A 26,888-nucleotide genomic window follows, 5' to 3' on the forward strand; every position below is an offset into this window, starting at 1 on the left:
TCCTGCCCATCTGTCACACTTTTTAAATTCCGAGCTACATCATACGTATAAGTAACGATTTTTCCATCAGGATAAATCAGTTGAGATAGATTCCCCCACTTCGTCATATCGATATTCAATTTTATTGCCATTCTCATCGACATACGAGACAATGCGATCGAGTGTATCATACGTTCTCGTGATGGTTTTGTCCTCTTGATCTGTGACTGTAAGCAGATTATGATTGTCATCATACGTTCGACTGACCTCGTATTCCGGTGTATTCGTTTTAATTAAACGTCCGACTTCATCGTATGCATAAGTGATCATTTGTTCTCTGGCATTTTTCTTTTCGGTTAATAGATCACGACCATCATATTGATACGTGATTCCTCCACCACTGTCGAATGTTTCTTTCACTACTCTGCCTGCTGCATCATATTCAAAGGAAGTTTGCACACCATTGGCATCCGTGAATGATAGTAACTGACCTTTAGAGTCAAAAGATTGCTGACTTATACCACCCATAGCGTCTATAACTTGAACCAGTTGATTCACCGCATCGTATTGATACGTCTGACTATTTTCTAACGGATCCGTCAGTGTAGTTAACCGTCCGTTTTTGTCATAGCCTGCAACGACCTTAACAGTGAAGGAAGCATCCGAATCCATTAAAGTTCTAGCATCATCCATTACAAGAAAATCGGCTGTAGCTACCCCGGTTTTTTTTGTCAGATTCCAAGCTTTTCCGAATAATCCAACATCATCACTGTCTCAACTTAAACCAAAGCAGAAAACCACCTTCGGGATGGTTTTCAATTTTTATGTTATGAATTTATATTTATGAATTTAAAAGATTGCATTTTACCATAGAAAATTTTCTACACCTACTTTATTAATAAAAAAGTCACTCAACGTTGGAGATATCTTTATTGCAGTTTCTTCATCTAGATCACCAAAGCCAGTTAAATATAAACCAAAGCCATCACTACCATTAAAAAATAGTAATGCCATATCACCACCGTCATCACCGATTACCAAAGAATCTGGAATATTTTGTTGAACTTCATATGCTGCATTAAGTTCAATAACACCATTCATTCCAGTTATTCCCCAAATTCTAATTAATTTTCCGTTTTGAATAGTCATTTCAACATCAGTTGCTTCTTTCAGTAATTTTATATAATCTGATGGTAAACTTACTGGAGAATTTTTTTTAAGTTGCTCTATTTCTTCTGCTGTTGCTGGTCTATCTTTTGCCTCTATTGTATAAATTTCACTTAACCTATTTAGAATACTCATTTAATAATCAATCCTTTTATAAGGTACTTTTAGTTTATCTAGCATTTTATATTGTTGTTCTAACGTTTCTTCGATAGTTGAGCGATTAAAGCCTGCTTTTGTAAAATCGTCAACTATATACTGTAATTCATCTTGTAAAGAAGACCTCCACTTCCCCTGTCCAGATGAAACCCGTTTATTTCTTCTGGTATTTTGAGCAGTGCTTATTATAGTGTGCGGTAATCCTTTACCTGTTTCAAGAGTCATTGTTGGAGCAAGAGCAGGGTTATAACCATTTTGACCAAGATTGTTCTTTGCCCATTCTTGCTGTAATCCATGGTGGGACTGCAATCTACCTCCAATTGGACCAAGCACTCTTGGTTTTGGTTGTGCATTTTTATGTGTTTTATTAAATAGTACATAGTTAGCTTCATCCGTACCCTTACCTAGTTGTATACCAATATTATCTCCTGCCATAGGATAAGGTAGACTAGTAGGAGCCTCATTATGTTTTATAACTATAGAAAGATCACTAGACTTATTCGTTGATTTTACCCCTGGTGCTGCCTTTCCTAACTTTCCTAATTTTAATACTTTACCTGCTGGAAAAAGACTTGCTTCTGCAACTACCTTAGCAGTGAAAGAAGTATCCAAATCCATTAAGGTTATAGTAACGAGCTCTCATGTAATACAGACCATTCTCGTCTGTCATCACTCCCCTATCTTCCATTATACAGGAATGGATGGAAGGAGGTTTGGACACCATTGGCATCGGTGAATGCTAAATTGACAATTATAATAAATCATTATCATTTCATATTTTTCTTCTTTAGAAAACCTTTTTTTTTAGACATTAAAAATACTCCCCTTCAGGCACAGATTTTTTTATCTTATCTGTCTACCTGTTAGGGAGTATATCATAGCCAATCAAGGAGTTGTTACTTTTTAATCATTTTTGTTAGTAGGTTATTGCCTTACCATAAGGAAATTCCTTCATTACATTGCTTGCTATTGAGAATATCGCTTTTAAGGAATCTTACAATTCTTCTTAATATCATCTTGCCTAATTATTACTACATACCAACATTTACCCTATGTATGTCCAATACATCTGATATTCCTTTCTCACTCATTCTTTTAAGTAGATACTCATGGCCTTTTTCCAATGCAAAATTTCTTTCTTCTTCATAAATAGGAAGGAGCGTATAAATGTGTATGTTCCCTTTTTTAGTATGAACGTTATCTAGCCCAGATTCTTTAGGACGACATACCAATATGCATGATAATTTTGTATTTGGTGCAAATGGCTGAGGGGGTTCCCCATTTGGAAGAATAACCCCTTCTTCTAGCCATCCATCATAAATATGTGGAATATGAGCTACTTTCCTTAACCACCCAAGAGGCCAATAATTGTTTTGATCTTTCATAATATCTTCCTCAACTATCCAACTTGAAGGCAATTTTAGTAACAACTCTGCATATTTAAACACACTTTCTTTGTCTGAATAGTCCATAGGTTCATCGCTCATACCTGTAGTTACAAGAGTTATGAAATCTTTATTCAATGTTGGAGGAATTATTTGAATATGGACCGATACTCTACTACCAGGAACAGTTTCACTAATAGTATTTTTGATAGAGCCAAAGTATTTAGCCACATGCTCTAAAATCTCATCATGATGGTCTTGAATATTTTCGTTTGTTTTAGTTACAGTAGTAGACCATCCTTTTTGACTTTCTAACAACTTAATGATTTCTTTTTCTCCTAGTTCCTTTGCAAAAGTTAATGCGTCCCTATCTTTTTTAGATTCACCACTATATTTAACATCCGTATCTATACCACTTTCAATTAATAGTTTTGCAATATCAACATGCCCATTACTAATTGCACCAAACAATGGATTTCTTTCTGGTTCGCCTACCTCCATCTCAGCTCCACAAGATAATAAATATCTTACTACATCAATATGTCCTGCAGAAGCAGCTTCGTTCAATGCTCCACCACCGTATACTCCACCTAGCATATTAATATTTAAACCCAGTTCTATAAGTTTCTTAACTATATCTAACTCCCCTCTAGAAGCTGCGACATGAAGCCACGTTCCAAAAGGGGTCATCATATTTAAAAGTTCAACGTTAGAGTCGATTAATTCAACAACTTTTTCAAGATTTCCTTTTTTTATAGCCGAACGAATTTCTTTTGCTATTTGATTGCTATCCATCTCTTAACTATCTCCTCCTTTTTGCAATATCACCAAGTTTATCAAGCATTTCCACCATATCATCTCTATCTCCACCAGCATCTCTTACTTTTTTAATATTATCAACAACATTCCTAAGTGCTTCAATTCCATGTTGACCTTTAACTCTATTTGGAGCCCAAACTAAGTTTTCAAGTCCTAAAATCGGGTCAATGTCATATTCTCTTAATATTTCTTGACCTACTTTCACTAGTTCTTTTTGAGATTTCCCATTTCCTTTCTTGAATACAATATGATGTGCATGGGGATCATACATATCATTCGGCGGATCTCCTATATTCTTCTTCAAATAAGCTCCGTAATCAATTTTATCTACACTTAAAGTAGATTTAACCGTATCCTTGCGTAATTGAATACCAATATTATCTCCTGACATAGGATAAGATAGACTAGGAGGATCATTATGTTTAACAACTTTAGAAAGATCATTAGTCTCATTCGTTGCCTTTCCGACTAACTTTCCTAATTTTAATACTTTACCTGCAGGAAAGAGACTTGCTCCTGCAACTACCTTGGCAGTGAAAGAAGCATCCGAATCCATTAAAGTTCTAGCATCATCCATTACAAGGAAATTAGCTGTAGCTACCCCGGCTGTTTTCGTAACATCCCAAGCTTTTCCCAAAAATCCAACATCATCACTCTCTCGACTTAAACCAAACGGATCAATATAGCTTATGGGATTCCCATTCACATAAGCATATTTATTCAAGGATAAGCTGCTGCTGATACTACCTTGAACGACATCCCGATTGATGAATCGTTTGATCTCTGGATTATAGTAGCGAGCTCGCATGTAATACAGATCGTTTTCGTCTGTCATCACACCATATCTTCCATTATACAAGAATGGATGGTTGGTTGTCCCCTCTGAATAGATGAGTTCACCGTAAGGTGAATAGGCATATTGATCTGTAATGATCCCTTCTATATTCGTTAAAGCAACGGTACTTCCTCTACGGTCATAATGATATACACTATAATTTCCATTAGCATCTTCTTGGGATACTACCCCTAATCCATATACATAATACGTTAATGGATTCCCCTCTTCGTCTACTTCCATTAACAATTGACTATAAACAGCATGAGGATTTACCACTTGATAGATGGTCTCATTTGTTGATGTATGGGTCATTGAAGTCCGGATATCTTCTGCATTATACGTATAGGTGAAATCTCCTGCACGGATCAAACGGTTTTGGGAGTCATATTCCATTTGCTGCATCGTACCTTGTAATGGGCCTTGAATCATATTGCCGTCTGCATCGTAGAGTACACTCTCGCCGTTATAGGTTTCTATTCGATTATCTGACGTATAGGTCATGTTGGTTTCTTCTGTAGATCCATCCGTACTTTCTTGAATCGTTTGGATGTTTCCACCGATGTCATACCCATATTGGTAGTTCACACTTGATGGGTGGAACGGATTTATGAAATTGTCCGCTTGGGTTAATCGGTTTAATTCATCATAAAGATAGTTTTTATCCCCTTCCGTCTTCACATTACTGGATGCATCATACGTAAAGGTTTCTTGATGAATGATGTCTCCATCTTTCGTTTCATCTATTAACTCAATGAGTTGCCCTGCTACATCATACGTTCTCGTTTCCTTTGAACCATCTGGACGAACGGTAGAAATGGGTCTGTTATTTTCATCATAAGTATAACTTGTCACTCTTCCTGCCCAGTCTGTCACACTTTTAAAATTCTGAGCTTCATCATACGTATAGATAACCGTTTTTCCATCCGGATAAATCAGTTGAGATAGATTCCCCACTTCATCATAGCGATATTCGATTCTATTTCCATTCTCATCGACATACGAGACAATACGATCGAGTGCATCATACGTTCTCGTGATGGTTTTGCCCTCTTGATCTGTCACTGTAAGCAGATTATGATTCTCATCATACGTTCGACTGACTTCGGATTCCGGTGTGTTCGTTTGGATTAAACGTTCGACTTCATCGTATGCATAAGTGATCACTTGTTCTCTGGCATTTTTCTTCTCGGTGACTAAATCACGGCCATCATATTGATACGAGATCCCCCCACCACTGTCGAATGTTTCTTTAATTAATCTACCTGCTTCATCATATTCAAAAGAAGTTTGCACACCATTGGCATCGGTGAATGCTAGTAACTGGCCTTTAGAATCAAAGGATTGCTGGCTTATACCACCCATAGCGTCTACCACTTGAGTCAGTTGATTCACCACATCATATTGATACGTTTGATTATTTCCTAACGGATCGGTCAGTGTGGTTAACCTTCCGTTTTTGCCATAGGCTTGTGTCGTTGTATTGCCTAGTGCATCGGTCATTTGAATCGGTTGATCACCATCGTTATATACAATCAAGGTGATCTGATTTTCTTTTGCATCCTTTTGAGAAATCAAGTTTCCGACGGCATCATATTGCGTTGTTAACGTATGACCTAAGGCATCGGTGATACCTGTCTGTCTTCCAATTTCATCATAAGTCGTTGTCGTTGTATTTCCTAAAGCATCCGTAACCTGCGTGAGTCGACCTTCCTTGTCATAAGCATACTGAGTCAACTGACCTAACGCATCCGCTTCTTGAATTAGGTCATTCATTTTATTGTACGTATTGGTCATGACATTTCCTAAAGCATCGGTTTTAGTGATCACATTATTGTTTAGATCATACGTAAACTGAGTCACTCCATGTAACGCATTCGTTTCACTTAACAGATTTCCTAATGCATCATAACTAAAGGTATTTGTATTTCCTTCTGGATCGGTCGTACTGATTAAACGATCCATGTTATCATACGTATTCGTTTCACTGTTTCCAACCTCATCGGTTGTTGAAACAAGACGATCTAACGCATCATAACTAAAGGCCACGGTATGACCGAGTGGATCAGTTGTACTTAGGATTCTCCCCTTGACATCGTAAGTGTTTTCTATGATATTTCCTTTCGCATCGGTTGTTTTAGTTAATTGATTCAAGTGATTAAACGAATACTGTGTAGTTTGATTTTCTGCATCGGTTTCAGATATCAAGTTACCATTTCCATCATACGTAAAACTCGTGACATATCCTAAGGCATCGGTTTTCGTTAATACATTCCCCATGCCATCATAGGTAAATAAAGTTTCCTTCCCTAACGCATCCACTTCTTTGGTGATGTTGCCTCTGGAGTCTACGGTAAATGTGCTTGTCCCTTCCAGTGCATCGGTGACTTGAATCAGTTGTCCGATCGCATTATGCGTCATGGAGGTGGTATTTCCATTTTTATCTGTTTTAGTGCTTAAATAGCCTAGTGTGTCATAAGTGAATGACTCACGGTTGCCTTCAGCATCTGTCTCACTGATCAACTGATCAATCGCATTGTATTCTTTGGTTGTGACATACCTCATTGGATCAGTGATTTGAATGACTCTGCCTTTGGCATCATACGTTTGAACTGTTTCATGACCAAGAGGATCGGTGATTTTTTGTAAACGATCTTCTGGATCGTATGCATATAGTATCGTATGTCCTAATCGATCTTCCACTGAAATGAGCTTTCCGTTTGCATTATACGTATAGGTTGTACTCTCTCCTAAAGCATTGGTTTCACTTAAGAGATTGCCTTGCATGTCATAGGTAAATTGAGTCGTGTTTCCTAACTGATCCGTTTGTTGAATAAGATGATCCAACGCATCGTATGCATAGGTGATGGCTTCCGTTTCTGAGAAACTTTCTTTGATTAATCTACCCACCTCATCATATTCGTACTTGACGATATTTCCGTTTGGATCTTGTTTCTCTTGCAACATGCCATTGATATTTGTAAATAAGGTCTCAGCACCATTAAAATCTACTTGACGTTGCACATAACCGAGTTCATCATACGTCAAGGACTGCTGAAATCCTTCTGGATTGGTCACTTGAATTAAACGATTGGACTCATCATAGGTAAATTCTGTTTTATGTCCAGTAACGTTCGTTCTCGTTAATAGATTGTTACGCTCATCATAAGTCATGATCGTTTTATTCTCAGCTGGATCGATGATTTCAATCGTGTTGCCCATCTCATCATATTTAAATTGCTTCGTTTGATTCAAGGCATCGGTTTCTTGAATCAAATTCCCTAGACCGTCATACGCCATGGTGGTGATGTGACCTAGTTCATCTTCGATTTTTACTAATCGATACTGATAATCATGAATGAGTTTCTTTGTTTGACCATCTCTTTTGGTTACGATCGTGGTTAAGTAACCCGGTTCAATCTCTTCGTCATATTGGAAAGTCGTAATGGCATTTCCTTCGACACCATCGTCTTGTGTAACGACACGACCGGACTCATCATACGTATTGACAAAGGTTTGTACGCCTTGTTCGGTTGAAGTTAGGACTCTTCCTAGTTCATCATACGTATACGTGATGACCTCATTTCTCGTATTTGTAATTTGGGTGAGATGGTTATTTTCATCATATTGAAAAAGCATCGTTCTTGCTAGATTATCTGTGACTTTGGTTAATCGATTGTCCGTATATTCAAATCCAAAATAGGTTCCCGTATCTTCTTCGATCACTTTGATCAATTGATTGGTACTGTCATCATATTGGAATGTAATGCTTTTTCCGTGTTTATTAATCTGTTCTACTAGTTTTCCAGCAGCATCAAATTGATAGATTCGTTGATCTTTTCTTTTTAACGTATAACTTCCATCTTCATGTTGAGTCAGTTGATCAAACTGCGTGGCTTTGTCATAGGAATCATACGTGCCGTCCTCATTTTTAATAAATCGATTCTTCTGGTGATTGGACCAGTGAATCATGACAGAATACTCTGATTCTTGTTCTAAATAGGCATCATAATTGTGACTCCAACCGACACCCACTGCTCCCTCATTTAATAGAAGTGAGTGATAGTCTAGTTTAAAGTTCAGCTTCTGCGGACCATGCAGTTGCAGCAAATTTTTGTTGATGACCATCGCTCCAGAAGAAGTATCTACTGGGTCTGCATGGTAAGATCTCATATCCGCGAAAGCATAATAATCGATTCTTTCAATTTGTTTTTTAGCCTCAGAACCCGAAATCGGGGTTGGATTGAGGGGGACAGGTAAATAAAAACCCAGTCCAGAGGGAATATAAGCTATCTTCCCATTCGTAATCCCCGAAACGTGAACGAGATCGAATCCTGGAGAATTCCCTGCCATATCAATGCCAACGACAGCCACTGCAACGACCGGTTGATCAAATCCGATATCAGCCAAGTCAAAGCTGGTCGTCGTCCCTCCACTCGCCATACCGAGAAATACAAACTCATTATCATAAGAGCTCACATAAATCTCAGCTTGATCACCAGCAGCTCCTTGTTCTGTGATAAAAATATCTGGAACACCCGGTTTATCTATAATTTCATAATCATATCCTATGGTTAAATAACTACTTGAAGGTAAAGCAACAAAACCTTCAGTATCCCCACCAAGAGCAACTGTCGGTGAAACATAAATATAATCTGTACTTGTAGTAGAATCACCAAAGTTTAAACCATAAAAATCTTCATACTCAAGATTTACCCCACTGTAGTATTGATTTAATAGTTTAGAGCCAAATGCTGCAGATAAAAGAGACCATGTTGAACCTTTCTCTCCTGTTACTTTGATATAATATACACCTGAATGAGGAGGAGTGAATTCAACGCTTGAGTCCGATGTATAAATGGATGTTGTTTCATTTTCAGGATAAATCGATACACTTTCCCCACCTACGTTTTGAAGTGAATACGTTTGACTTGAACCCAACTCTGTTTTATACCATGTATAACCTTGATTTGTAATCGTTCCTTCAAATTCATGATTCAAATTAGCTGTAAAAGCCGTTCCTCTTGTTGTACCTGGTTCAACAGGATTTAGACTCCAGCTGTTTCCACTTGACCCTTTAATGACTACGTAATACTCACCTGTAGTACTGGGAGTATAATCAAATGCCGTGTTACTAGAATCTGCTGATCTATAATCATATGTTGAACTACCTACTGGATAAAAATATAAATATCCTCCACCTTGTTTATGCCAGCTATACGTTTGATTGGCATCCAACTCTGTAATATACCTAGCATAACCAGAGTCCGTTATTGTTCCTTCAAAACTTCCACTTAAATCAATAGGAATCGCCGTTTTATATGTCATTCCTGCCTCAGCAGACTTCAGACTCCAACTCGCTCCACTGGAACCTTCAATTTTTAAATAATAAGTTCCTGTTGTACTTGGTGTAAAATCAAATGCCGTATTATTAGAATAAGGAGATCTATAATCATATGATGTACTACTTTCTGGATAAAAAGATAAATAGTTTCCACCCAGTTTATGCAAACTATACGTTTGATTCGTATCCAACTCTGTAACGTACCACGTATAACCTGCTCCTTTAATTGTCCCCTCTATACCTTCATTTATATCTAACGCAATAGCTGTTTCTTTTGTCATCCCTTGTTCTGCTGGATTTAAACTCCAAGTCCCTCCAACTGATCCAGTTATCTGTAAGTAATAAGTCCCTGTAGCACTTGGTGTAAAATCAAAACTTGGATTAGTCCTTGCTGATCTATACTCGTAAGATGTACTACCTTCTGGATAAAAATATAAGTAGTCTCCTCCTACCCTCTGTAAATGGTAGGTTTGATTTTCATCTAGTTCTGTAATATACCATGTTTGAGCTGCATCCGTAATTACTCCTTCAAAACCACGGTTTAAATCAACGAGAATGGCTAATTCTTTTGTCTTTCCCGCCTCAACAGCAGGATTTAGACTCCAGCTGTTTCCACTTGATCCTTTAATGACTATATAATACTCACCTGTGGTACTGGGAGTATAATCAAATGCCGTGTTACTAGAATCTGCTGATCTATAATCATATGTTGAGCTAACTGCTGGATAAAAATATAAATATCGTCCACCTTGTTTATGCAAACTATACGTTTGATTGGCATCCAGCTCTGTAATATATCTTGAATAACCTGTATCCGTTATTGTCCCTTCAAAACTTCCACTTAAATCAATAGGAATCGCCGTTTTATATGTCATTCCTGCCTCAGCAGGATTTAAACTCCAGCTGTTTCCACTTGACCCTTTAATGACTACGTAATACTCACCTGTAGTACTGGGAGTAAAATCAAATGCCGTGTTACTAGAATCTGCTGATCTATAATCATATGTTGAACTACCTACTGGATAAAAATATAAATATCCTCCACCTTGTTTATGCCAGCTATACGTTTGATTGGAATCCAGCTCTGTAATATACCTCGCATAACCAGAGTCCGTTATTGTTCCTTCAAAACTTCCACTTAAATCAATAGGAATCGCCGTTTTATATGTCATTCCTGCCTCAGCAGACTTCAGACTCCAACTCGCTCCACTGGAACCTTCAATTTTTAAATAATAAGTTCCTGTTGTACTTGGTGTAAAATCAAATGCCGTATTATTAGAATAAGGAGATCTATAATCATATGATGTACTACTTTCTGGATAAAAAGATAAATAGTTTCCACCCAGTTTATGCAAACTATACGACTGATTCGTATCCAACTCTGTAACATACCACGTATAACCTGCTCCTTTAATTGTCCCCTCTATACCTTCATTTATATCTAACGCAATAGCTGTTTCTTTTGTCATCCCTTGTTCTGCTGAATTTAAACTCCAAGTCCCTCCAACTGATCCAGTTATCTGTAAGTAATAAGTCCCTGTAGCACTTGGTGTAAAATCAAAACTTGGATTAGTCCTTGCTGATCTATACTCGTAAGATGTACTACCTTCTGGATAAAAATATAAGTAGTCTCCTCCTACCCTCTGTAAATGGTAGGTTTGATTTTCATCTAGTTCTGTAATATACCATGTTTGAGCTGCATCCGTAATTTCTCCTTCAAAACCACGGTTTAAATCAACGAGAATGGCTAATTCTTTTGTCTTTCCCGCCTCAACAGCAGGATTTAGACTCCAGCTGTTTCCACTTGATCCTTTAATGACTATATAATACTCACCTGTGGTACTGGGTGTAAAATCAAATGCCGTGTTACTAGAATCTGCTGATCTATAATCATATGTTGAACTGCCTGCTGGATAAAAATATAAATATCGTCCACCTTGTTTATGCAAACTATACGTTTGATTGGCATCCAGCTCTGTAATATATCTTGAATAACCTGTATCCGTTATTGTCCCTTCAAAACCACCACTTAAATCAATAGGAATTGCCGTTTTATATGTCATTCCTGCCTCAGCAGGATTTAAACTCCAGCTCTTTCCACTTGACCCTTTAATGACTACGTAATACTCACCTGTGGTACTGGGAGTAAAATCAAATGCCGTGTTACTAGAATCTGCTGATCTATAATCATATGTTGAACTACCTACTGGATAAAAATATAAATATCCTCCACCTTGTTTATGCCAGCTATACGTTTGATTGGAATCCAGCTCTGTAATATACCTCGCATAACCAGAGTCCGTTATTGTTCCTTCAAAACTTCCACTTAAATCAATAGGAATCGCCGTTTTATATGTCATTCCTGCCTCAGCAGACTTCAGACTCCAACTCGCTCCACTGGATCCTTCAATTTTCAAATAATAAGTTCCTGTTGTACTTGGTGTAAAATCAAATGCCGTATTATTAGAATAAGGAGATCTATAATCATATGATGTACTACTTTCTGGATAAAAAGATAAATAGTTTCCACCCAATTTATGCCAACTATACGTTTGATTGGCATCCAGCTCGGTTATATACCATGTTTTTTTAGCGTTTGTTACTTTCCCCTCAAAACCATTACTTAAATCAATGGGAATTACTGTTTTTCGGGTCATTCCTGCCTCAGCGGGGTTCAGACTCCAATTCTCTCTACCACTTATTCCTTCAATTTTTAAATAATAAGTCCCTGTTGAACTTGGTGTATAATCAAATGCCATATCTTTTGAATATGCCGTTCTATAATCATACGTTGTATTACCTTCTGAATAGAAGTATAGGTAATATCCACCTACTTTATGCCAACTATAAGTTTGATTTGCATCCAATTCTGTAACATACCAAGTATAACCAGACTCTGTTATCGTTCCATCAAAACCTTCATTTAAATTTATAGGAATCGCCTTTTCTCTACTCAAACCATCTGGTACTTCTTCAATCACAGGTTCCTCTTGGAGCAGTTCTTCAGTTACTGGTGTCTCTTCAATGTCAGATTCTTCAGTTGCTGTTGCATCTTCAGCCACAGCGGGCTCTTCTCCAGTCACTGGCACATCTTCTATGACTGGTGATTCTTTCGGTACTTCTTCACCTACTGGTATCTCTTCAGTAACTGCTTCTTCAACTTGTGCTTCTTCGATCACTGGAGTTTCCTCAGTAACTTGTGGCACTTCACTTTTAAGTGGTAAAAAATCCTCACCAGCATAAGTTGGAAAGATCGAGCTGCTTAAAAAAATGAAAATAAAAATGATACGTAAACTGTTGTTAAAAATCCTTTTCACCTAATACTCCCCTTTTCTTCCATTAAATTGTAGTGTATTTTGGGATGTCAAAAATCCTCGACCTACAAAACTTGCCGAGGGTTTTGACTTTTTTCCTATACTTAAAATACTATTGGAATATAGTGGGGAAGTCTAGAAGTCATTTAGTACTATTTGTAAGCTGAAAATGGGACTTTCCTTAGACCATTGGACTCATATAAAATACAAATAATAGTATGTATATGTAAAATTTTAAAAGATATTGATTTATTTGATATAGCTTCATTATTACTTAATATGATAATGACAAGTTATTTTATAAGAAAAAAAGAACATTCATCTCTGCAAAAAACGAATGTCCTTTTCTGTATCATTTTATCAAATTTTTTCTAAGCTGTTGCTTTCTGGCGTCTAAAACTTTTTTCAGCTTTACCTGTGTGCAGTTGCCACATATGCCAGAATAAATATGGAACCATTAAGGCGAAATTAATGATACCCCACATTTTTAATACTTCTGCATTTTGCCAAGAAGAAGTATCCATGACTTGCGGGAATATATCAAAACTGGCTCTTAACAATAAATGTGCAGCTAGTGTATACACTCGAGCTATAATATACAGTTCTGGACGTTTCTTTAAGATCGGATAAATTTCTGCTGCAAGCAAAATACATAAAGAAGCACCAAAGTATATCGGGCTTTCAGCATAAACAAAACAAGCATTCCATGTTGTATACAGGAAGTTCCAGGGTGCTGTCGTATAAGCAACTAGATCACCATATGATTTGGAAGCAGCTATTTTTTTATTTGTGATTTCCCAAAACTTTGGAGCGAAAGGAATCGTTACACAAAGCAAGAAACCCGTAAGGGCGTTGTAATAGTTGCCCATGGTTGCATCTTTAATTGTTGCTTCTAAAATATTCAAAAATAAAATAGCATAGAAAAACCAAAGAAACTCTTTATGTTTCAAAACGTTCCAAACTTTCCCCTGCCTATCTTCATAGACAGCAATGCGGGAGAAACAAACGATAATGGTTGGTAAAATAACACTTAAAATCTTTACCCATCTGAACCAACCCTCAACACCACCCATCATCCAAAGGGGAAAAGTCAATAAAGATGCTGTCCAAAAATAAGCTGAAAATTTATAATACTTTCTAAAAAATGCAATGATAAATAATAAAATAATGAAATAGACAGGCATGGAAATGATATGAGGCCAGATATCGATATTCATAATAGCTCATCTCCTAGTGATTTTAGTATATAAATTAAACATAATGAATGTACTATATGTTTTTATTATATAAACAGTAGGTTCAATGAGCTGTGATATTATTCACATAGTAAATATCAACAATTTACGATTTAGTGAAATATGAGTAAAATAAATGACCCCGGCAATAAAAACCGAAGTCATTTATCCAAAAATATTTTGCGTACAGACGCCCACCTCTATAGGTGGGATCTTCAAATCATGTGGAGTAGGGTCTCCATCTGATTTCTCGATGTTTAAGCAAAGCTTAAACGAGTTCACTCACTGTTATACTCCTTCTATATTTTGAAAAACACGATCAAAGCGCTCTAATGCATCATCGATCACATCATCCGTATCTGCCAAACTAGTATATAATCTGCTTCCTGCCAATGTAATGATTCCCTCGGCTAAATAAGCAGCACCCATTTCCTCCATCATATGTTTGCGTTTTTTTATCTCTCCTAAAGCACTGATGATATTAATACCTAGTTTCACAAACATCGCTGCAGCCGTTTCAAGATGACAAATCGATCCCTGATTATAAGCTACGAAAGGTAAGTTATATCTATCTATGATTTCATTTAGCCCTTCTGTTAAACGATCCCCCGCTCTGCCTGCTACTTCACAAGCGTTTGTTTTTTCAATCTCTTTAATTGTATAGTATCCTGCAAGTGCACTTAAAGGATTTGCAGCTAATGTCCCTCCTACATACGCTCTTTTTTTGCCGCTTTCAAGACCTGCTGCTAAACGAGACATCAAATCTTTTCTTCCTCCAATTCCTCCTGCTGAAGGATACCCACCTGCAATGACTTTGCCAAAAATCGTTAAATCCGGTTTCACATCAAAATATCCTTGTGCTCCACCTAAACCCATTCTAAATCCAGTAACAACTTCATCAAAAATAAGTAAAGTATCAAATTCGTCACACAATTTACGAACTTGCTGATTATATTCCTTATTTACTGGTCTAGTTCCACTCTCAGGACCAACAGGTTCTACAATGACACAAGCAGTACCACCTCTAAGCTTGTTCAACTTTAACTGCCTTCTTAAAGCGGATAAATCATTTGGTTTTACTTCTTGTGTGTGTCGTGTGCTCGTTCTTGGAATACCATGTGCTTCAAACCTACGAGTTCCCGGTATCTTCAAACCATATACTACCTGATCACTCCACCCGTGATAAGCCCCACCGATCTTGATTACTTTCTTTTTACCAGTGACTAATCTTGAAATACGAATGGCAGCCATCACAGATTCCGTTCCACTACCTAACATACGATACATCTCTATTGATGGCATATGGTGATTGATTAATTTGGCTAACTTATATTCATACTCATGAAACAAACCTGTTACAGGTCCGCAATCATTAATTAACTCTATTACTTTCTCTCTCACTGGTTTATAATTATTTCCTAAAATAATAGGTCCGCCTGATTGAAGAAAATCAATGTATTGATTGCCATCAATATCCCACAGGTAAGCTCCTTCTGCTTTATTAATAACGATAGGAAATGGATAGTTAAAAGCTAAATTATGCTGTACACCACCAGGAATAAAGTTTTTAGCTTCTGTAACCATCTCTTTTGATTTCACACACTTTGTGTCAAAATAATCCATCACCTTCTCCATTGCTTCTCTTTTAACTGGTCTTGTAGGCTGTTTCATCAGGTGATCTAGTCCAGCATATATTTTTTCAGTATTATGCCAGCTTGAGATTGCATATCCTTTTTTCTCCATTAAAAACACACCTCATTCAATCAATTTATTTTATATACTTTAATTCCATGAAAAACCAACTGTAAACTTCTTTCTAATTCAGCTACTGAACCCCTACTGCCCTCTTGCTCTAACCATTTAAACAAAACACCATAATAACTGCCCATCAGTAAAGTTACGATATCAGTATAGGAGTTATCTTCCGAAATTTCTTTTTGCTCTTGACCTTTCTGTACTAAATCCTCTTCTGTAACCATCTCTTTTGATTTCACACACTTTGTGTCAAAATAATCCATCACCTTCTCCATTGCTTCTCTTTTAACTGGTCTTGTAGGCTGTTTCATCAGGTGATCTAGTCCAGCATATATTTTTTCAGTATTATGCCAGCTTGAGATTGCATATCCTTTTTTCTCCATTAAAAACACACCTCATTCAATCAATTTATTTTATATACTTTAATTCCATGAAAAACCAACTGTAAACTTCTTTCTAATTCAGCTACTGAACCCCTACTGCCCTCTTGCTCTAACCATTTAAACAAAACACCATAATAACTGCCCATCAGTAAAGTTACGATATCAGTATAGGAGTTATCTTCCGAAATTTCTTTTTGCTCTTGACCTTTCTGTACTAAATCCTCTAATGACTTTCTTATTTTTGAAAATGGAGATTCTACCGTTCCTTCGTTAATCATCGCCGTAAAAAGAACTCGCCCAGTAAGCTCTAAATATGGAATGGAATCTTCTAAAAGCCGAATCATTATTTGACTTATTTTTTCAAATATATTGGAGGTTTGAAACTCTTCATCCTGCAATAACTCTAGTACATCCGCTACTTCTTCCTCAGCAATACCAATTAACAAACTTTCTTTATTTGGAAAATGTTTAAAAAATGTACTCTTAGCAATATCCGTCATTTCAGTGATTTCTTCAATCGATGTGTGCTCATAACCTTGATCACGAAATAAATGTCGTGCTGATTTAAGAATGTTTGCTGTAGTTTCCATCTTTTTACGTTCTCTGCGTGATAGTTCCATATTTCCTCCTCTTTTCCCAATACTTATAAAATTAATTTAAAGGGCTTCTAATATCCCTTCATAATGAAATTGAATTAATTTCATTTTGTGAACAAACTGTGAAAAAATTATGTTAAGATGACCATTTTCCTCTATACAATGAATAGATCGTGTATTATACTGTAAGATATAACCATTATACACCAGTATTTTTTTATAATCCATCATTATTTTATATCTAAATATATAAATATACTTAAGTACACTTTTAGTATTATAACTATTGAATATACAGATAAATATCACAATATACTTTTCATCGTGACACCTAAAAATCCACAACACATTTATCATTGCAACCTACTTCATATCTTGGTTTAACGACATCATCTCATCAAAAATTAGAAAACAAACTCAATCATTAAGTCCATTAGTAAACTAAGTTCCACATGACATAAGAAAACTACAATTATGTGCAAATACAAAAAGTAAAGGCAATTTATATGGAGGTTAAATATGGGAGAATATATCATTTCTCATGATGTAGGTACAAGTTCTAACAAAACCGTTTTAGTAGATACGAAGGGAAACATAGTAGCTACAGCTTCAGTTCCCTATCCTTTACTCACCCCTCATCCAAACTGGGTTGAGCAGAATCCCGAAGATTATTGGCATGCAATTACTAAAACTACAAAAGAGGTTTTAGAAATATCACAAATCTCACCTAAAGATATCCTAGGAATCATTTATACTACTCAAGCGATGGGAATCATCCCCATTGATCATCAAGGGCATGTATTACGATCCAATATTTCGTGGGTAGACGGCCGAGCTGAAAAACAAGCTCAAAAGATAATGAATAAATTTTGGGGAGAACGCTTGTTTAAAGGCATCGTTGGTACTACGCTCATGGGAAAAGATGTTATACCTAAGCTTCTTTGGATAAAGGAGATGGAGCCTGAAATTTATAACAAAACAAAATTTTTCTTAGATGTAAACGGTTACTTAAAATTTAAATCCACAGGAATTCCGATTATGGAATGGTCTGGAGCTTCCTCCTATGGTTTTAATTTAAAGAAAAAAGATTGGTTAAAAACATTCTTTCAAATTTGTGGTATAGACACTAAAAAATTGGCTCCACTTGTACGTTCAATTGATCAAGTAGGTGGATTAACCAAAGAAACAGCACAAGAAATGAATTTACTTGAAGGCACTCCTGTTTTTGGTGGATGTGATGATGTTCAGAGTGCTGCAGTAGGTGCTGATGCAATTGGTGAAGGAGAGGCTCATATTTATTTAGGAACTTCAGCTTGGGTATGTGTATCGACAGAAAAAAATTTAAAATTCAAAAATGGTGCAGCTGTGATTCAAAGTGCTGATCCAAACATGAATCAAGTTGTAGGAATTACAGAAGCAGCAGGGTCTTGCATTCAATGGATCGCAGATCAGTTTTATAAACATGAAAAAGCAGATGAAACCATCGATAATGTGTATGCATTGATGGATGCACAAGTTAAGGATATTCCTCCAGGATCTGACTACCTTATTTGTACTCCTTGGATGTTAGGGGAACGATGTCCTGTAAGCACCACCACTACAAGAGCTACGTTATTTAATATCAGTCTTGAACATACGAGGGAGCATATGATGCGTGCAGTTTATGAAGGTGTTTCCTATAATATCAGTTGGATTTTGGAAAATTTTAAAAAAGACTATGGCTTTGAAGTTTCTACTCTTAAATTAATTGGTGGTGGATCTTTGGATCATCAATGGATGCAAATTTTAGCAGATGTCACACAAAAACCAGTGAATACTGTTGCAAACCCACAAATGGCAGGAGCCATAGGTGGAGCGATCTGTGCAGCAATTGGCTTGGGGATTTATAAAGATTTTAGCTGTACAAAAGATTTAATTCAAATCGATAAACATTATGAACCAAATTTAAAAAATGCAAAGATTTATAACGAATTGCTCTCATCTTATAAATCAATCTATTACTCATTAAATAAATCCTACGCCCAAATCAATGCATCCCGTTTTTAAAAATAGGAGGTATTATATGAAAAAATCAAATGTTTCTAAATATCGGTGGATCGTGCTTCTCTCAATATTACCTATTCTCGCTACAACAAATTTATTTTGGCTAACATTTGCACCTATCACTGGTATAGCAGAAAAGTTCTATGATGTTTCAAGCCTTAGTATCGCTTTTCTTTCTATGAGTTTTATGTTGGTATACATTTTGATGGTATTGCCCGCATCTTGGTTGATTGATACGTATGGATTAAAGTTGCCGTAGGTTTTGGCGCAATCATTACTGCTGGATTTGGCTTAATGAGAGGAATTTGGGGGGATCATTTTACAATTGTAGTTATTGCCCAAATGGGTGTGGCCGTCGGTCAACCTTTTTTAATGAATTCTATAACGAAAGTTGCAGCTAGATGGTTTCCAATAGATGAAAGAGCAACAGCTTCTGGTATTGCCATGATGGCAGGATCTGTAGGCATGATATTGGCACTAGTTTTAACACCTATTTTCGTAGAACAATATGGATTTACACAAATGTTAAATATTTATGGAATGATAGCCCTTATATCTGCTGTTCTATTTCTTATCCTTGCAAAGGAACGACCGAAAAATCAATTAGTAGAAGCTGAAAGTGCTGAGCAATCCTTCTCTTTTAAAGGGTTGAAACAAATGATATCTAAAAGGAATTTCATTTACCTTATGGCTAGCATATTTATCGTGTTAGGTATTTTTAATGCGTTAATGACTTGGATTGAAAGCATTTTAAGTCCTAGAGGAATTACGGCTTCAGAAGCAGGTTTAGTCGGAGGACTGCTCGTTATCTTTGGTTTATTTGGCTCTGTCATTTTACCGTATATTTCTGATCGTACTCACAAAAGACGACTATTAATCATTATTCCATTAGCCGCTTCGGTTCCTGGCTTTATTGGCATCACTTTTCTATCTCAATACAGTTTAATTTTAATTTCGGCTGCTTTCATAGGTTTTTTCGTTATGGGGGCAGGACCCATCGCTTTTCAATATGGAGCAGAAATTGCTTCTCCAGTACCCGAAGGTACGTCATTTGGGATTCTCATGTTAATGGGTCAAATTTCTGGTGTCATATTCACTTATGCAATGGACTTTTTCAAAATGAAGACAACAGGTTCCTTTACTCCTTCATTAATTTTACTCATTATACTCATGTTCATTGCGATATGGTTAGCAACAAAATTAAAAGAATCATCAATGATTCAAAACAGTTCAAATCCAGTTGCTAATCATTCTCTAAATGTGTAAAAAAACTAAGATAAAGGGGAATACAAAAATGGATATTCAAGAAGCAAAAAGTGCCGTTTGTGATGCAGGTAAAAAATTGCTAGCAATTGGCTTAGTTGAAGGCACTTGGGGGAATATTAGTATTAAAGTAGATGACAATACGATGGTGATCACACCGAGTGGCAAAAAATATGAAAACCAAACACCTGATGATATGGTAGTGGTCAATATTCATGATTTAAGTTACGAAGGTCCCCTTAAGCCTTCGTCAGAACGTGGATTACATGCAGAAATTTATAAACAAAGGAAAAATATCAATGCAGTCGTTCATAACCATTCCACACATGCATGTACTGTAGCTGCTGCTCGCAAGGATATACCTCCCATCATGGATGACATGGTCCAAATAGTGGGTCCTAGTATTCGAGTTGCAGACTATGCCATCTCTGGTACGAAAAAGTTAACTAAAAACGTAATAAAAGCTTTAAAAGGAAGAAATGGAGCTTTGCTTGCTAATCATGGAGCTGTCTGTATTGGGAGAGATTTGGATGAGGCCTTTGTCACATGTCAAGTATTAGAGAAAGCGTGTAAAATTTTTATAGATGTACAGAGTATTGGTGGAGGAGTTTCTATCAATAAAGTTGAAGCATTAGCTATGCATCAATACTATTTGAAAAAGTATTCTAAACAAGCGATGAGTTAATATATGAAATAAATCTATGTTTAATTAGAAAGAGTACAATTTTGTGGATTCAAATTGTACTCTTTTATTATATCCAAAATTATACTCTCATTATTTCCAATCAAATCAATTTAAAGCGTTTAAGATGGTGCTGTAAACCCTCTTGCTGTAGGATCTCTTTTTGTTTAGACCCAATCAGATCAAAATGAGCAAATTCAGATCGATGATGAATATATTTAGGATTCAGCCCGTACTGCTCGCACCAATTTGATAAGCGTTCCAAGTCATCACACCCTACTTTTGTAACCGTTTTTATATTAGGAAACCTTGGATCAAACCAATAGTGCGTCAAAAATGCAATTTCACCTTTAGAAACCTTGCTCTTCCATTCCTTAAGTTCTTTTTTCGTAATTCCAAACGCCACTGTCATTCATCATCCTATCTATAAAAATAATTCATCATTAAAAACCAGTTGCTTCTGCATTAGCAAGTTCTTTTTGTAATGAATGATGAATAAGTCCATTGGTAGCCAATACATTCCTTACACACAATTGGTATGGTTCACCTTTAGTATCCGTTACATTTCCACCTGATTCTTTAATCAATAAAGCACCTGCTGCGATATCCCATGCGTTTAACTCTAATTCCCAAAAGCCACTCATCCTGCCTGCTGCTACGTATGCTAAATGAAGTGCAGCAGAACCCGTTGTTCTGATGTTTCTTACTTTATTTGATAAAGTTTGTATCCCCTTTAAATTTGTAGCTAATGCGTTCTCTTGAACTGGAAACCCCGTACCTAATAAGCTGCTAGATAACTCATTTTCTTTAGAGACCTCCATTTTCTGTCCTCTAAGATAAGCACCTTTGCCTTTTTCAGCAACAAACATTTCATCATGGACAGGGTCATATACTACACCAAGTATGACTTCTCCTTTATGAGCCAATGCAATAGAAACAGAATAAAAAGGAAAACCGTGTACAAAGTTTGTAGTACCATCAATGGGATCTACAATCCATACATATTCTGCTTCCTGAATTGAATCAACGGCTTTTACTGAAGCTTCTGGACCGACCTCTACTCCCTCCTCACCTAAAAAAGAATGATCAGGAAAATAGGTTTGAAGAAGATTCCGTATCATCGTTTCGCAACCTCTATCCACTTCAGTAACCAGATCATGAGAGGATAGTTTAGTTTTTATATTTGAGTGCTTACCGCACCTGCTTTTAATCCATTCACCTGCTTTGGAAGCCGTATTTATAGCAACGACTGTATAATTTTTTCGGCCAACTGTATACATTAAACACCACTCTTTTCTTGTATTAAAAAAATAATCAATAGGTTAAATGTTATTCCATTCCTTACTTCATTTATATATTACTTGACACAACTTAAATATTACTGAATTTTTTGTAAATATTCTATAAGGAATATGCCTAAATCATACCTTCAATAATTAAACGCAAAGAGATTAGTAACAAAATAACCATTAAAATATTCAATAATAATTTACTGCTCATTCGTCCTGCAATCCAAGCACCTAACCAACCACCAAACAGTGCTCCAGGAGCCAGTGCCATCACACTAAACCAATCAATTTCTCCTAAATAAATATGTGTCGCACTGCCTAAAATAGAGGCAAATAAAATAACAAACATAGATGTAGCTGTGGCTACGTGTGGAGGGAAAGAAAACAATAAAACCATCGCTGGAACAAATAAGGAACCCCCGCCAATTCCAAATAAACCAGATACTAAACCAACAGCAAACCCTACCAATAAAGCTGGCAATATATTATAACCATATGTAAACCTTTTTCCATCAGGATCTATATACGACCTCTGAATTTTCCAGCGAAAAGAGAGCGGTTTTAAATATTTTTTTAGTATCAATAAAATAGCCATAAAAAAGATAAAGATTCCAAATGCGAGTTTAAATGAATCACCTTGAAATGCACTCGTTAATGAGGCACCTAACATAGCAGCTGGACCACTCGTTGTAAAAAATAAAATCCCGCTCTTATAATCTACTCTGCCTTGTTTTAAAAAGGTAAATGTGGAAGAGGCAGCTGTAAAAATCAACACCGTCAAGGAGGTCCCTACGGCTACAGAAGTAGACATTTCTTGATCTAATAGTAAAGGAGATAAATAGATCAGCGCCGGGACGATAATCACACCTCCACCTAAACCAACCAAACTTCCAAAAACAGCAGAGATAATTCCGATACACAGGATAACCAAATAACTGATCAAAAAGCTCACTACCTTTTTTTGCATTCATTATATCGTATATGATGTAAGTATTCAGAAATTATTCATTTTCAAGCGCTTTCATAATTTGGTCAATTCATTATGTAATACTAGCTCCTATTACAAATGATGTTCCTACTGATATTAATAATGAAAGTAAGCCAACTGCTCGATTATCCTTTTCAATTTCTTTATCTACGTTAAACTTAGGTGTCATAAATTCAAAAACAAAATAGGCAATTAATAATAAGAAGAATCCAAAAGCCCCCCATTGAATGGCTTCCCATAAGGAATCATTATGTTCAATCGAAAACCGAAAAATATTGGCTATACCAAATATTTTACCCCCAGTTGCCAGAGCAACGGATAAATTCCCTTTTTGTATTTGTTCCCAGTTTTTGTACCTTGTTACTAATTCAAAAATAAACAAACTAATTAAAATAGAGATAATGACCACTACATAAAATAAAACCGTAGATAAATATTGATGCTCTAAAATAAAATCAAACAAACATACTCACTTCCTGTCTTATGAATAAATAGATCAACCACCGTTATCATCTATTACAAATAACGGTGGCTATATATGAACTATATTAAGCTTTGTCTTTATTAGCTAATTGTGCTTTTAATGCAGCTAATTCATCATCTACATCACTACTATCTAATGCATCAAGCTCATTATCTAATGAACGTGAAGAGTTTTTAAGATCTTCACTTGCCTCTGCCTCTGCTTCCATCTGTAGAACTTTTTCATTCATACGATCAAAACCTTTTGCGCCTGTATCTTTACCAAATCCAGACATCGTCTGATTAATTTTCTTTTGTGCTTTTGCTGATTCTGCACGGGCTACTAACGTATCCTTACGATTTTTCATTTTATTAAATTCTTCTTTCATTTCCTCAAGTTGCTTACGTAAGGAGTCAGCATTAGATTTTGCATTATCGTATTGAGTTTTAAAGTCATCTAATTTTTCTTGGTGTTCTTTTTTATCCTGTAAGGCACGGCGAGCTAAATCTTCATTACCACTTTCCAAAGCTTTAACTGCTTGTTGACCTCGTTTGTCTACCATTTCTTGTGCTTCTTCATACTTATGTTTCAATTTCTTCTCAATCGCAATTTGTTTAGCAACTGCAATTTCAGCTTCCGCGATATCATCTTCCATATCTCTTAAATACTGATTTAACATTTTAACCGGGTCTTCAGCTTTATCAATTAAGTCATTAATTGCTGCAGCAGAAATGTCTCTAATTCTTTTAAAAATACTCATTTTATAAAAATCCTCCCTTATTTATCTGTATTACCTTTTTTATTTGATAATATCCTATTATACAATACCTACTTTATATTACGGTTGTATTAAATGTTGGTTTCAATTATTTTTTGCTAGTTAAATTTTTCATCATTTGTTGAACATCAAGGCCAGAGACATCTTTAAGCATTTCAGGTGCTGTTGCCATTAATGAAGTGACATAGTTGCTAACTCTAGCAGCTCCTTCTCCATTCCCTGTATCAACAACTGTTAATTTATCAATGCCTTTTAGTGGCTCAGCTACCTTACCTGCTAATTCTGGAAGCATCTTCACAATAATATCTAGTACCGCTGCTTCACCGAACTTTTCAAATGCTTCTGCTAATTTCTCTTTAGCTTCTGCTTCTGCAAGACCTTGCAAACGAATAACCTCTGCTGTTGCTGTACCTTTCGCTTTCTCTGCTTCCGCAATGGCCATACCGTCTAAACGTTTATTTTCCGCGTTTGCTTTTGCTTCTGCTTCGATTCGATATTGTAACGCATCCGCTTCTCTTAATCGTTTAGCTTTGTCAGCTTCTGCAGCCTGCTCTACTGCATATCTATCCGCATCCGCTTTCTTCTTCACTTCTGCATCATACTGCTTCTCTCTTCTTAAAATCTCCTTTTCTTCGATATCAATGGCTCTCTCTTTTTTTACAATCTCAACTTGCATTTGTTCTTCAACAACTTGTTGTCTGGAACGTGCTTCTTGAATATTGTAGGACTGATCTGCTTCTGCTTTTGCCATATCCTGATCCTTTTTAAATGAAGCAACTTTCAACTCTTTTTCTTTCGTAGCTTCTGCAACATTCGTATCTCTAAGCAGTTCCGCTTTTTGCCCTTCTTCATCCGCTTGTGCTTTTTGAATTCTGGAATCACGAATAGCGTCCGCTTCTGCGATTTCTGCATCTCTTTTTACCGCAGCGATTCTTGGTTTACCTAAGGCATCCAGGTATCCGTGTTGATCTCTTAAATCTTTAATCGTAAAGGAAACAATCGCTAATCCCATCTTTTTCAAATCACGTGCTGCAACACCTTGAACTTCTTGTGCAAAACGATCACGGTTTTTATATACTTCTTCTACTGTCATCGTTCCTAAAATGGCACGCAAATGTCCTTCTAATACTTCCTGTGCTTCTGATTGTAAATCCTCTTTAGATTTACCCATAAATTGTTCGGCAGCCGTTGCAATATCTTCTACTGAACTTCCAATCTTAATAATAGCTACTCCATCCGCCATAACTGGAACCCCTTGTTCAGTGTACACTTCAGGAGTTGAAACATCTAGTTTATGAGACATCAAGGAAAGAAAATCTGATTTTTGAAAAATAGGGAGTATAAATGCACCTCCACCACGAACAATTTTAATTTTTCGACCGGACTCATCTGTAATCGTATTTCCGCTTCCTAACATTGAACCTGTGACAACCATCGCTTCGTCCGAGCTGACTGTTTTATACCTCGCCCAAAAAGCTAATCCTAATAATATAATAACACCGATAACAGCAACTGGAATAACTAAGTATTCTGGTATTTGCATAGTAAAATCCTCCCATAAGTAAAGTAAATTGATTATTTGTGTTTTTATGAATCAAAATTTGAGACATAAAGGGTGCTGTCCTTCACTTCAACAACAACGACCTTCGTACCTTCATTAATGACCTCACCATCATAACTTGCAGCAATCTCATTAATTTGACTTGCCCCGATCTTAATTAAAACCTCTCCATATCCATTTTTCGGAATGGTTATTGTTGCTTCTCCTATTTTCCCAACATAGTCTTGTATAGAATGGGAAATGGAGTTCTCTGTATTTTTCATAGGTTTAACGTAAATAAAGTAGACCAAAATTGACATCAGTATAGCAGCACATATAGATAATATAATAATGGCTGTCATATGTAGGGACGTATATTTTGTAAGTAAAATTCCCGATCCTCCAAATATCGTTAGGCCTCCAACTAGTGTAACTGGCTCAAGAAAGTCTAAACCATCCACAGATAAAAAATCAAACACACCATCCATGAAACTACCAATGATATCTCCAAAAACAACTGTGACCAAAGTAAATAAAACTCCGAATATGAAACAGCCCCAGAATATCTCAATCATTTCAATTCACCCCTTTCTAGATTAACAATATGTTGTATAAATCAACTACTAGTAATACGTCATCATTGTCACAAAAGTTTCAATAATTTTCATACTTCTCCATTTTTCTCTGTCAAGCTCCTAAAATCTCTCTTTTCATTATACACTGGTTTGTAAAAAGATAAGTTTAAATACGTTACAAATTTCTTAAAAGTTTCGAACATGTTATTATTACAAAAATCCCCATTCATTGGCAAGGTAAAAAACAGAAAACCTATTAGTAGGTCATCTGTTTAGTTAAATTAAACTTATTTTTTATT

General features: G+C 36.2%; 20 protein-coding genes. 4 read left to right on the forward strand and 16 right to left on the reverse strand.

Annotated elements, in window-relative coordinates:
- Nucleotides 1-66: 66 nt before the first annotated feature.
- The 9 genes from VQL36_RS18175 to VQL36_RS18215 all read right to left on the reverse strand — a co-directional run bounded on the left by VQL36_RS18175 (nucleotide 67) and on the right by VQL36_RS18215 (nucleotide 16,992).
- The gene (locus VQL36_RS18175; RefSeq protein WP_349250658.1) at nucleotides 67-672 is read right to left on the reverse strand and encodes a hypothetical protein; all 606 of its coding nucleotides are present in this window, start codon (nucleotides 670-672) and stop codon (nucleotides 67-69) included.
- A gap of 171 nt (nucleotides 673-843) precedes the next feature.
- Nucleotides 844-1,281: an SMI1/KNR4 family protein gene (locus VQL36_RS18180; RefSeq protein ID WP_349250659.1), complete on the reverse strand. Its 438-nt coding sequence runs from the start codon at nucleotides 1,279-1,281 to the stop codon at nucleotides 844-846.
- A complete protein-coding gene (locus tag VQL36_RS18185) occupies nucleotides 1,282-1,920 on the reverse strand; it encodes a hypothetical protein (protein WP_349250660.1) in 639 nt (212 codons plus the stop codon).
- Between the two features lie 413 nt (nucleotides 1,921-2,333).
- Nucleotides 2,334-3,482: a suppressor of fused domain protein gene (locus tag VQL36_RS18190; RefSeq protein ID WP_349250661.1), complete on the reverse strand. Its 1,149-nt coding sequence runs from the start codon at nucleotides 3,480-3,482 to the stop codon at nucleotides 2,334-2,336.
- A 7-nt stretch (nucleotides 3,483-3,489) separates the two neighbouring features.
- Nucleotides 3,490-13,002 carry an RHS repeat-associated core domain-containing protein gene (locus tag VQL36_RS18195; protein WP_349250662.1) on the reverse strand — a complete coding sequence of 3,171 codons (9,513 nt, stop codon included), beginning with the start codon at nucleotides 13,000-13,002 and terminating at the stop codon, nucleotides 3,490-3,492.
- 368 nt (nucleotides 13,003-13,370) lie between these two features.
- The gene (locus tag VQL36_RS18200) at nucleotides 13,371-14,216 is read right to left on the reverse strand and encodes a hypothetical protein (protein WP_349250663.1); all 846 of its coding nucleotides are present in this window, start codon (nucleotides 14,214-14,216) and stop codon (nucleotides 13,371-13,373) included.
- A gap of 306 nt (nucleotides 14,217-14,522) precedes the next feature.
- Entirely contained in the window at nucleotides 14,523-15,977 is a 1,455-nt protein-coding gene (locus VQL36_RS18205; RefSeq protein WP_349250664.1) for an aspartate aminotransferase family protein, read from the reverse strand.
- A 20-nt stretch (nucleotides 15,978-15,997) separates the two neighbouring features.
- Complete coding sequence (locus tag VQL36_RS18210) at nucleotides 15,998-16,372, reverse strand: hypothetical protein (RefSeq protein WP_349250665.1); 375 nt, start codon at nucleotides 16,370-16,372, stop codon at nucleotides 15,998-16,000.
- A gap of 20 nt (nucleotides 16,373-16,392) precedes the next feature.
- Nucleotides 16,393-16,992 (reverse strand): TetR/AcrR family transcriptional regulator, encoded by a 600-nt coding sequence (locus VQL36_RS18215; protein ID WP_349250666.1) that lies wholly within the window; start codon nucleotides 16,990-16,992, stop codon nucleotides 16,393-16,395.
- Between the two features lie 495 nt (nucleotides 16,993-17,487).
- Here VQL36_RS18215 and VQL36_RS18220 point away from each other — a divergent pair, with 495 nt between their 5' ends.
- From VQL36_RS18220 to VQL36_RS18235, 4 genes are read left to right on the forward strand one after another with little or no spacing between them, the layout of a single operon-like run.
- Entirely contained in the window at nucleotides 17,488-19,014 is a 1,527-nt protein-coding gene (locus VQL36_RS18220; RefSeq protein ID WP_349250667.1) for an FGGY-family carbohydrate kinase, read from the forward strand.
- A 16-nt stretch (nucleotides 19,015-19,030) separates the two neighbouring features.
- Complete coding sequence (locus VQL36_RS18225) at nucleotides 19,031-19,270, forward strand: hypothetical protein (protein ID WP_349250668.1); 240 nt, start codon at nucleotides 19,031-19,033, stop codon at nucleotides 19,268-19,270.
- 11 nt (nucleotides 19,271-19,281) lie between these two features.
- The gene (locus VQL36_RS18230; RefSeq protein ID WP_349251213.1) at nucleotides 19,282-20,277 is read left to right on the forward strand and encodes an MFS transporter; all 996 of its coding nucleotides are present in this window, start codon (nucleotides 19,282-19,284) and stop codon (nucleotides 20,275-20,277) included.
- A gap of 28 nt (nucleotides 20,278-20,305) precedes the next feature.
- Nucleotides 20,306-20,959: a class II aldolase/adducin family protein gene (locus VQL36_RS18235; protein ID WP_349250669.1), complete on the forward strand. Its 654-nt coding sequence runs from the start codon at nucleotides 20,306-20,308 to the stop codon at nucleotides 20,957-20,959.
- Between the two features lie 100 nt (nucleotides 20,960-21,059).
- Here VQL36_RS18235 and VQL36_RS18240 read toward each other — a convergent pair whose 3' ends face one another.
- The 7 genes from VQL36_RS18240 to VQL36_RS18270 form a co-directional block, all read right to left on the reverse strand.
- Complete coding sequence (locus tag VQL36_RS18240) at nucleotides 21,060-21,362, reverse strand: hypothetical protein (RefSeq protein WP_349251214.1); 303 nt, start codon at nucleotides 21,360-21,362, stop codon at nucleotides 21,060-21,062.
- A gap of 37 nt (nucleotides 21,363-21,399) precedes the next feature.
- Complete coding sequence (locus VQL36_RS18245) at nucleotides 21,400-22,236, reverse strand: inositol monophosphatase family protein (RefSeq protein WP_349250670.1); 837 nt, start codon at nucleotides 22,234-22,236, stop codon at nucleotides 21,400-21,402.
- A 136-nt stretch (nucleotides 22,237-22,372) separates the two neighbouring features.
- On the reverse strand, nucleotides 22,373-23,188 hold the full coding sequence (locus tag VQL36_RS18250; RefSeq protein WP_349250671.1) for a sulfite exporter TauE/SafE family protein: 816 nt from the start codon (nucleotides 23,186-23,188) through the stop codon (nucleotides 22,373-22,375).
- Between the two features lie 97 nt (nucleotides 23,189-23,285).
- Nucleotides 23,286-23,642: a DUF350 domain-containing protein gene (locus VQL36_RS18255; protein ID WP_413789581.1), complete on the reverse strand. Its 357-nt coding sequence runs from the start codon at nucleotides 23,640-23,642 to the stop codon at nucleotides 23,286-23,288.
- Nucleotides 23,643-23,781: 139 nt separating this feature from the next.
- Nucleotides 23,782-24,456: a PspA/IM30 family protein gene (locus VQL36_RS18260; protein ID WP_349250673.1), complete on the reverse strand. Its 675-nt coding sequence runs from the start codon at nucleotides 24,454-24,456 to the stop codon at nucleotides 23,782-23,784.
- A gap of 106 nt (nucleotides 24,457-24,562) precedes the next feature.
- The gene (locus VQL36_RS18265) at nucleotides 24,563-26,017 is read right to left on the reverse strand and encodes a flotillin family protein (RefSeq protein ID WP_349250674.1); all 1,455 of its coding nucleotides are present in this window, start codon (nucleotides 26,015-26,017) and stop codon (nucleotides 24,563-24,565) included.
- 44 nt (nucleotides 26,018-26,061) lie between these two features.
- Nucleotides 26,062-26,589 carry an NfeD family protein gene (locus tag VQL36_RS18270; RefSeq protein ID WP_349250675.1) on the reverse strand — a complete coding sequence of 176 codons (528 nt, stop codon included), beginning with the start codon at nucleotides 26,587-26,589 and terminating at the stop codon, nucleotides 26,062-26,064.
- Nucleotides 26,590-26,888 lie beyond the last annotated feature (299 nt).

Origin of the sequence: Chengkuizengella sp. SCS-71B (genome assembly GCF_040100845.1) — a bacterium.
Lineage (GTDB): Bacteria > Bacillota > Bacilli > Paenibacillales > KCTC-33759 > Chengkuizengella.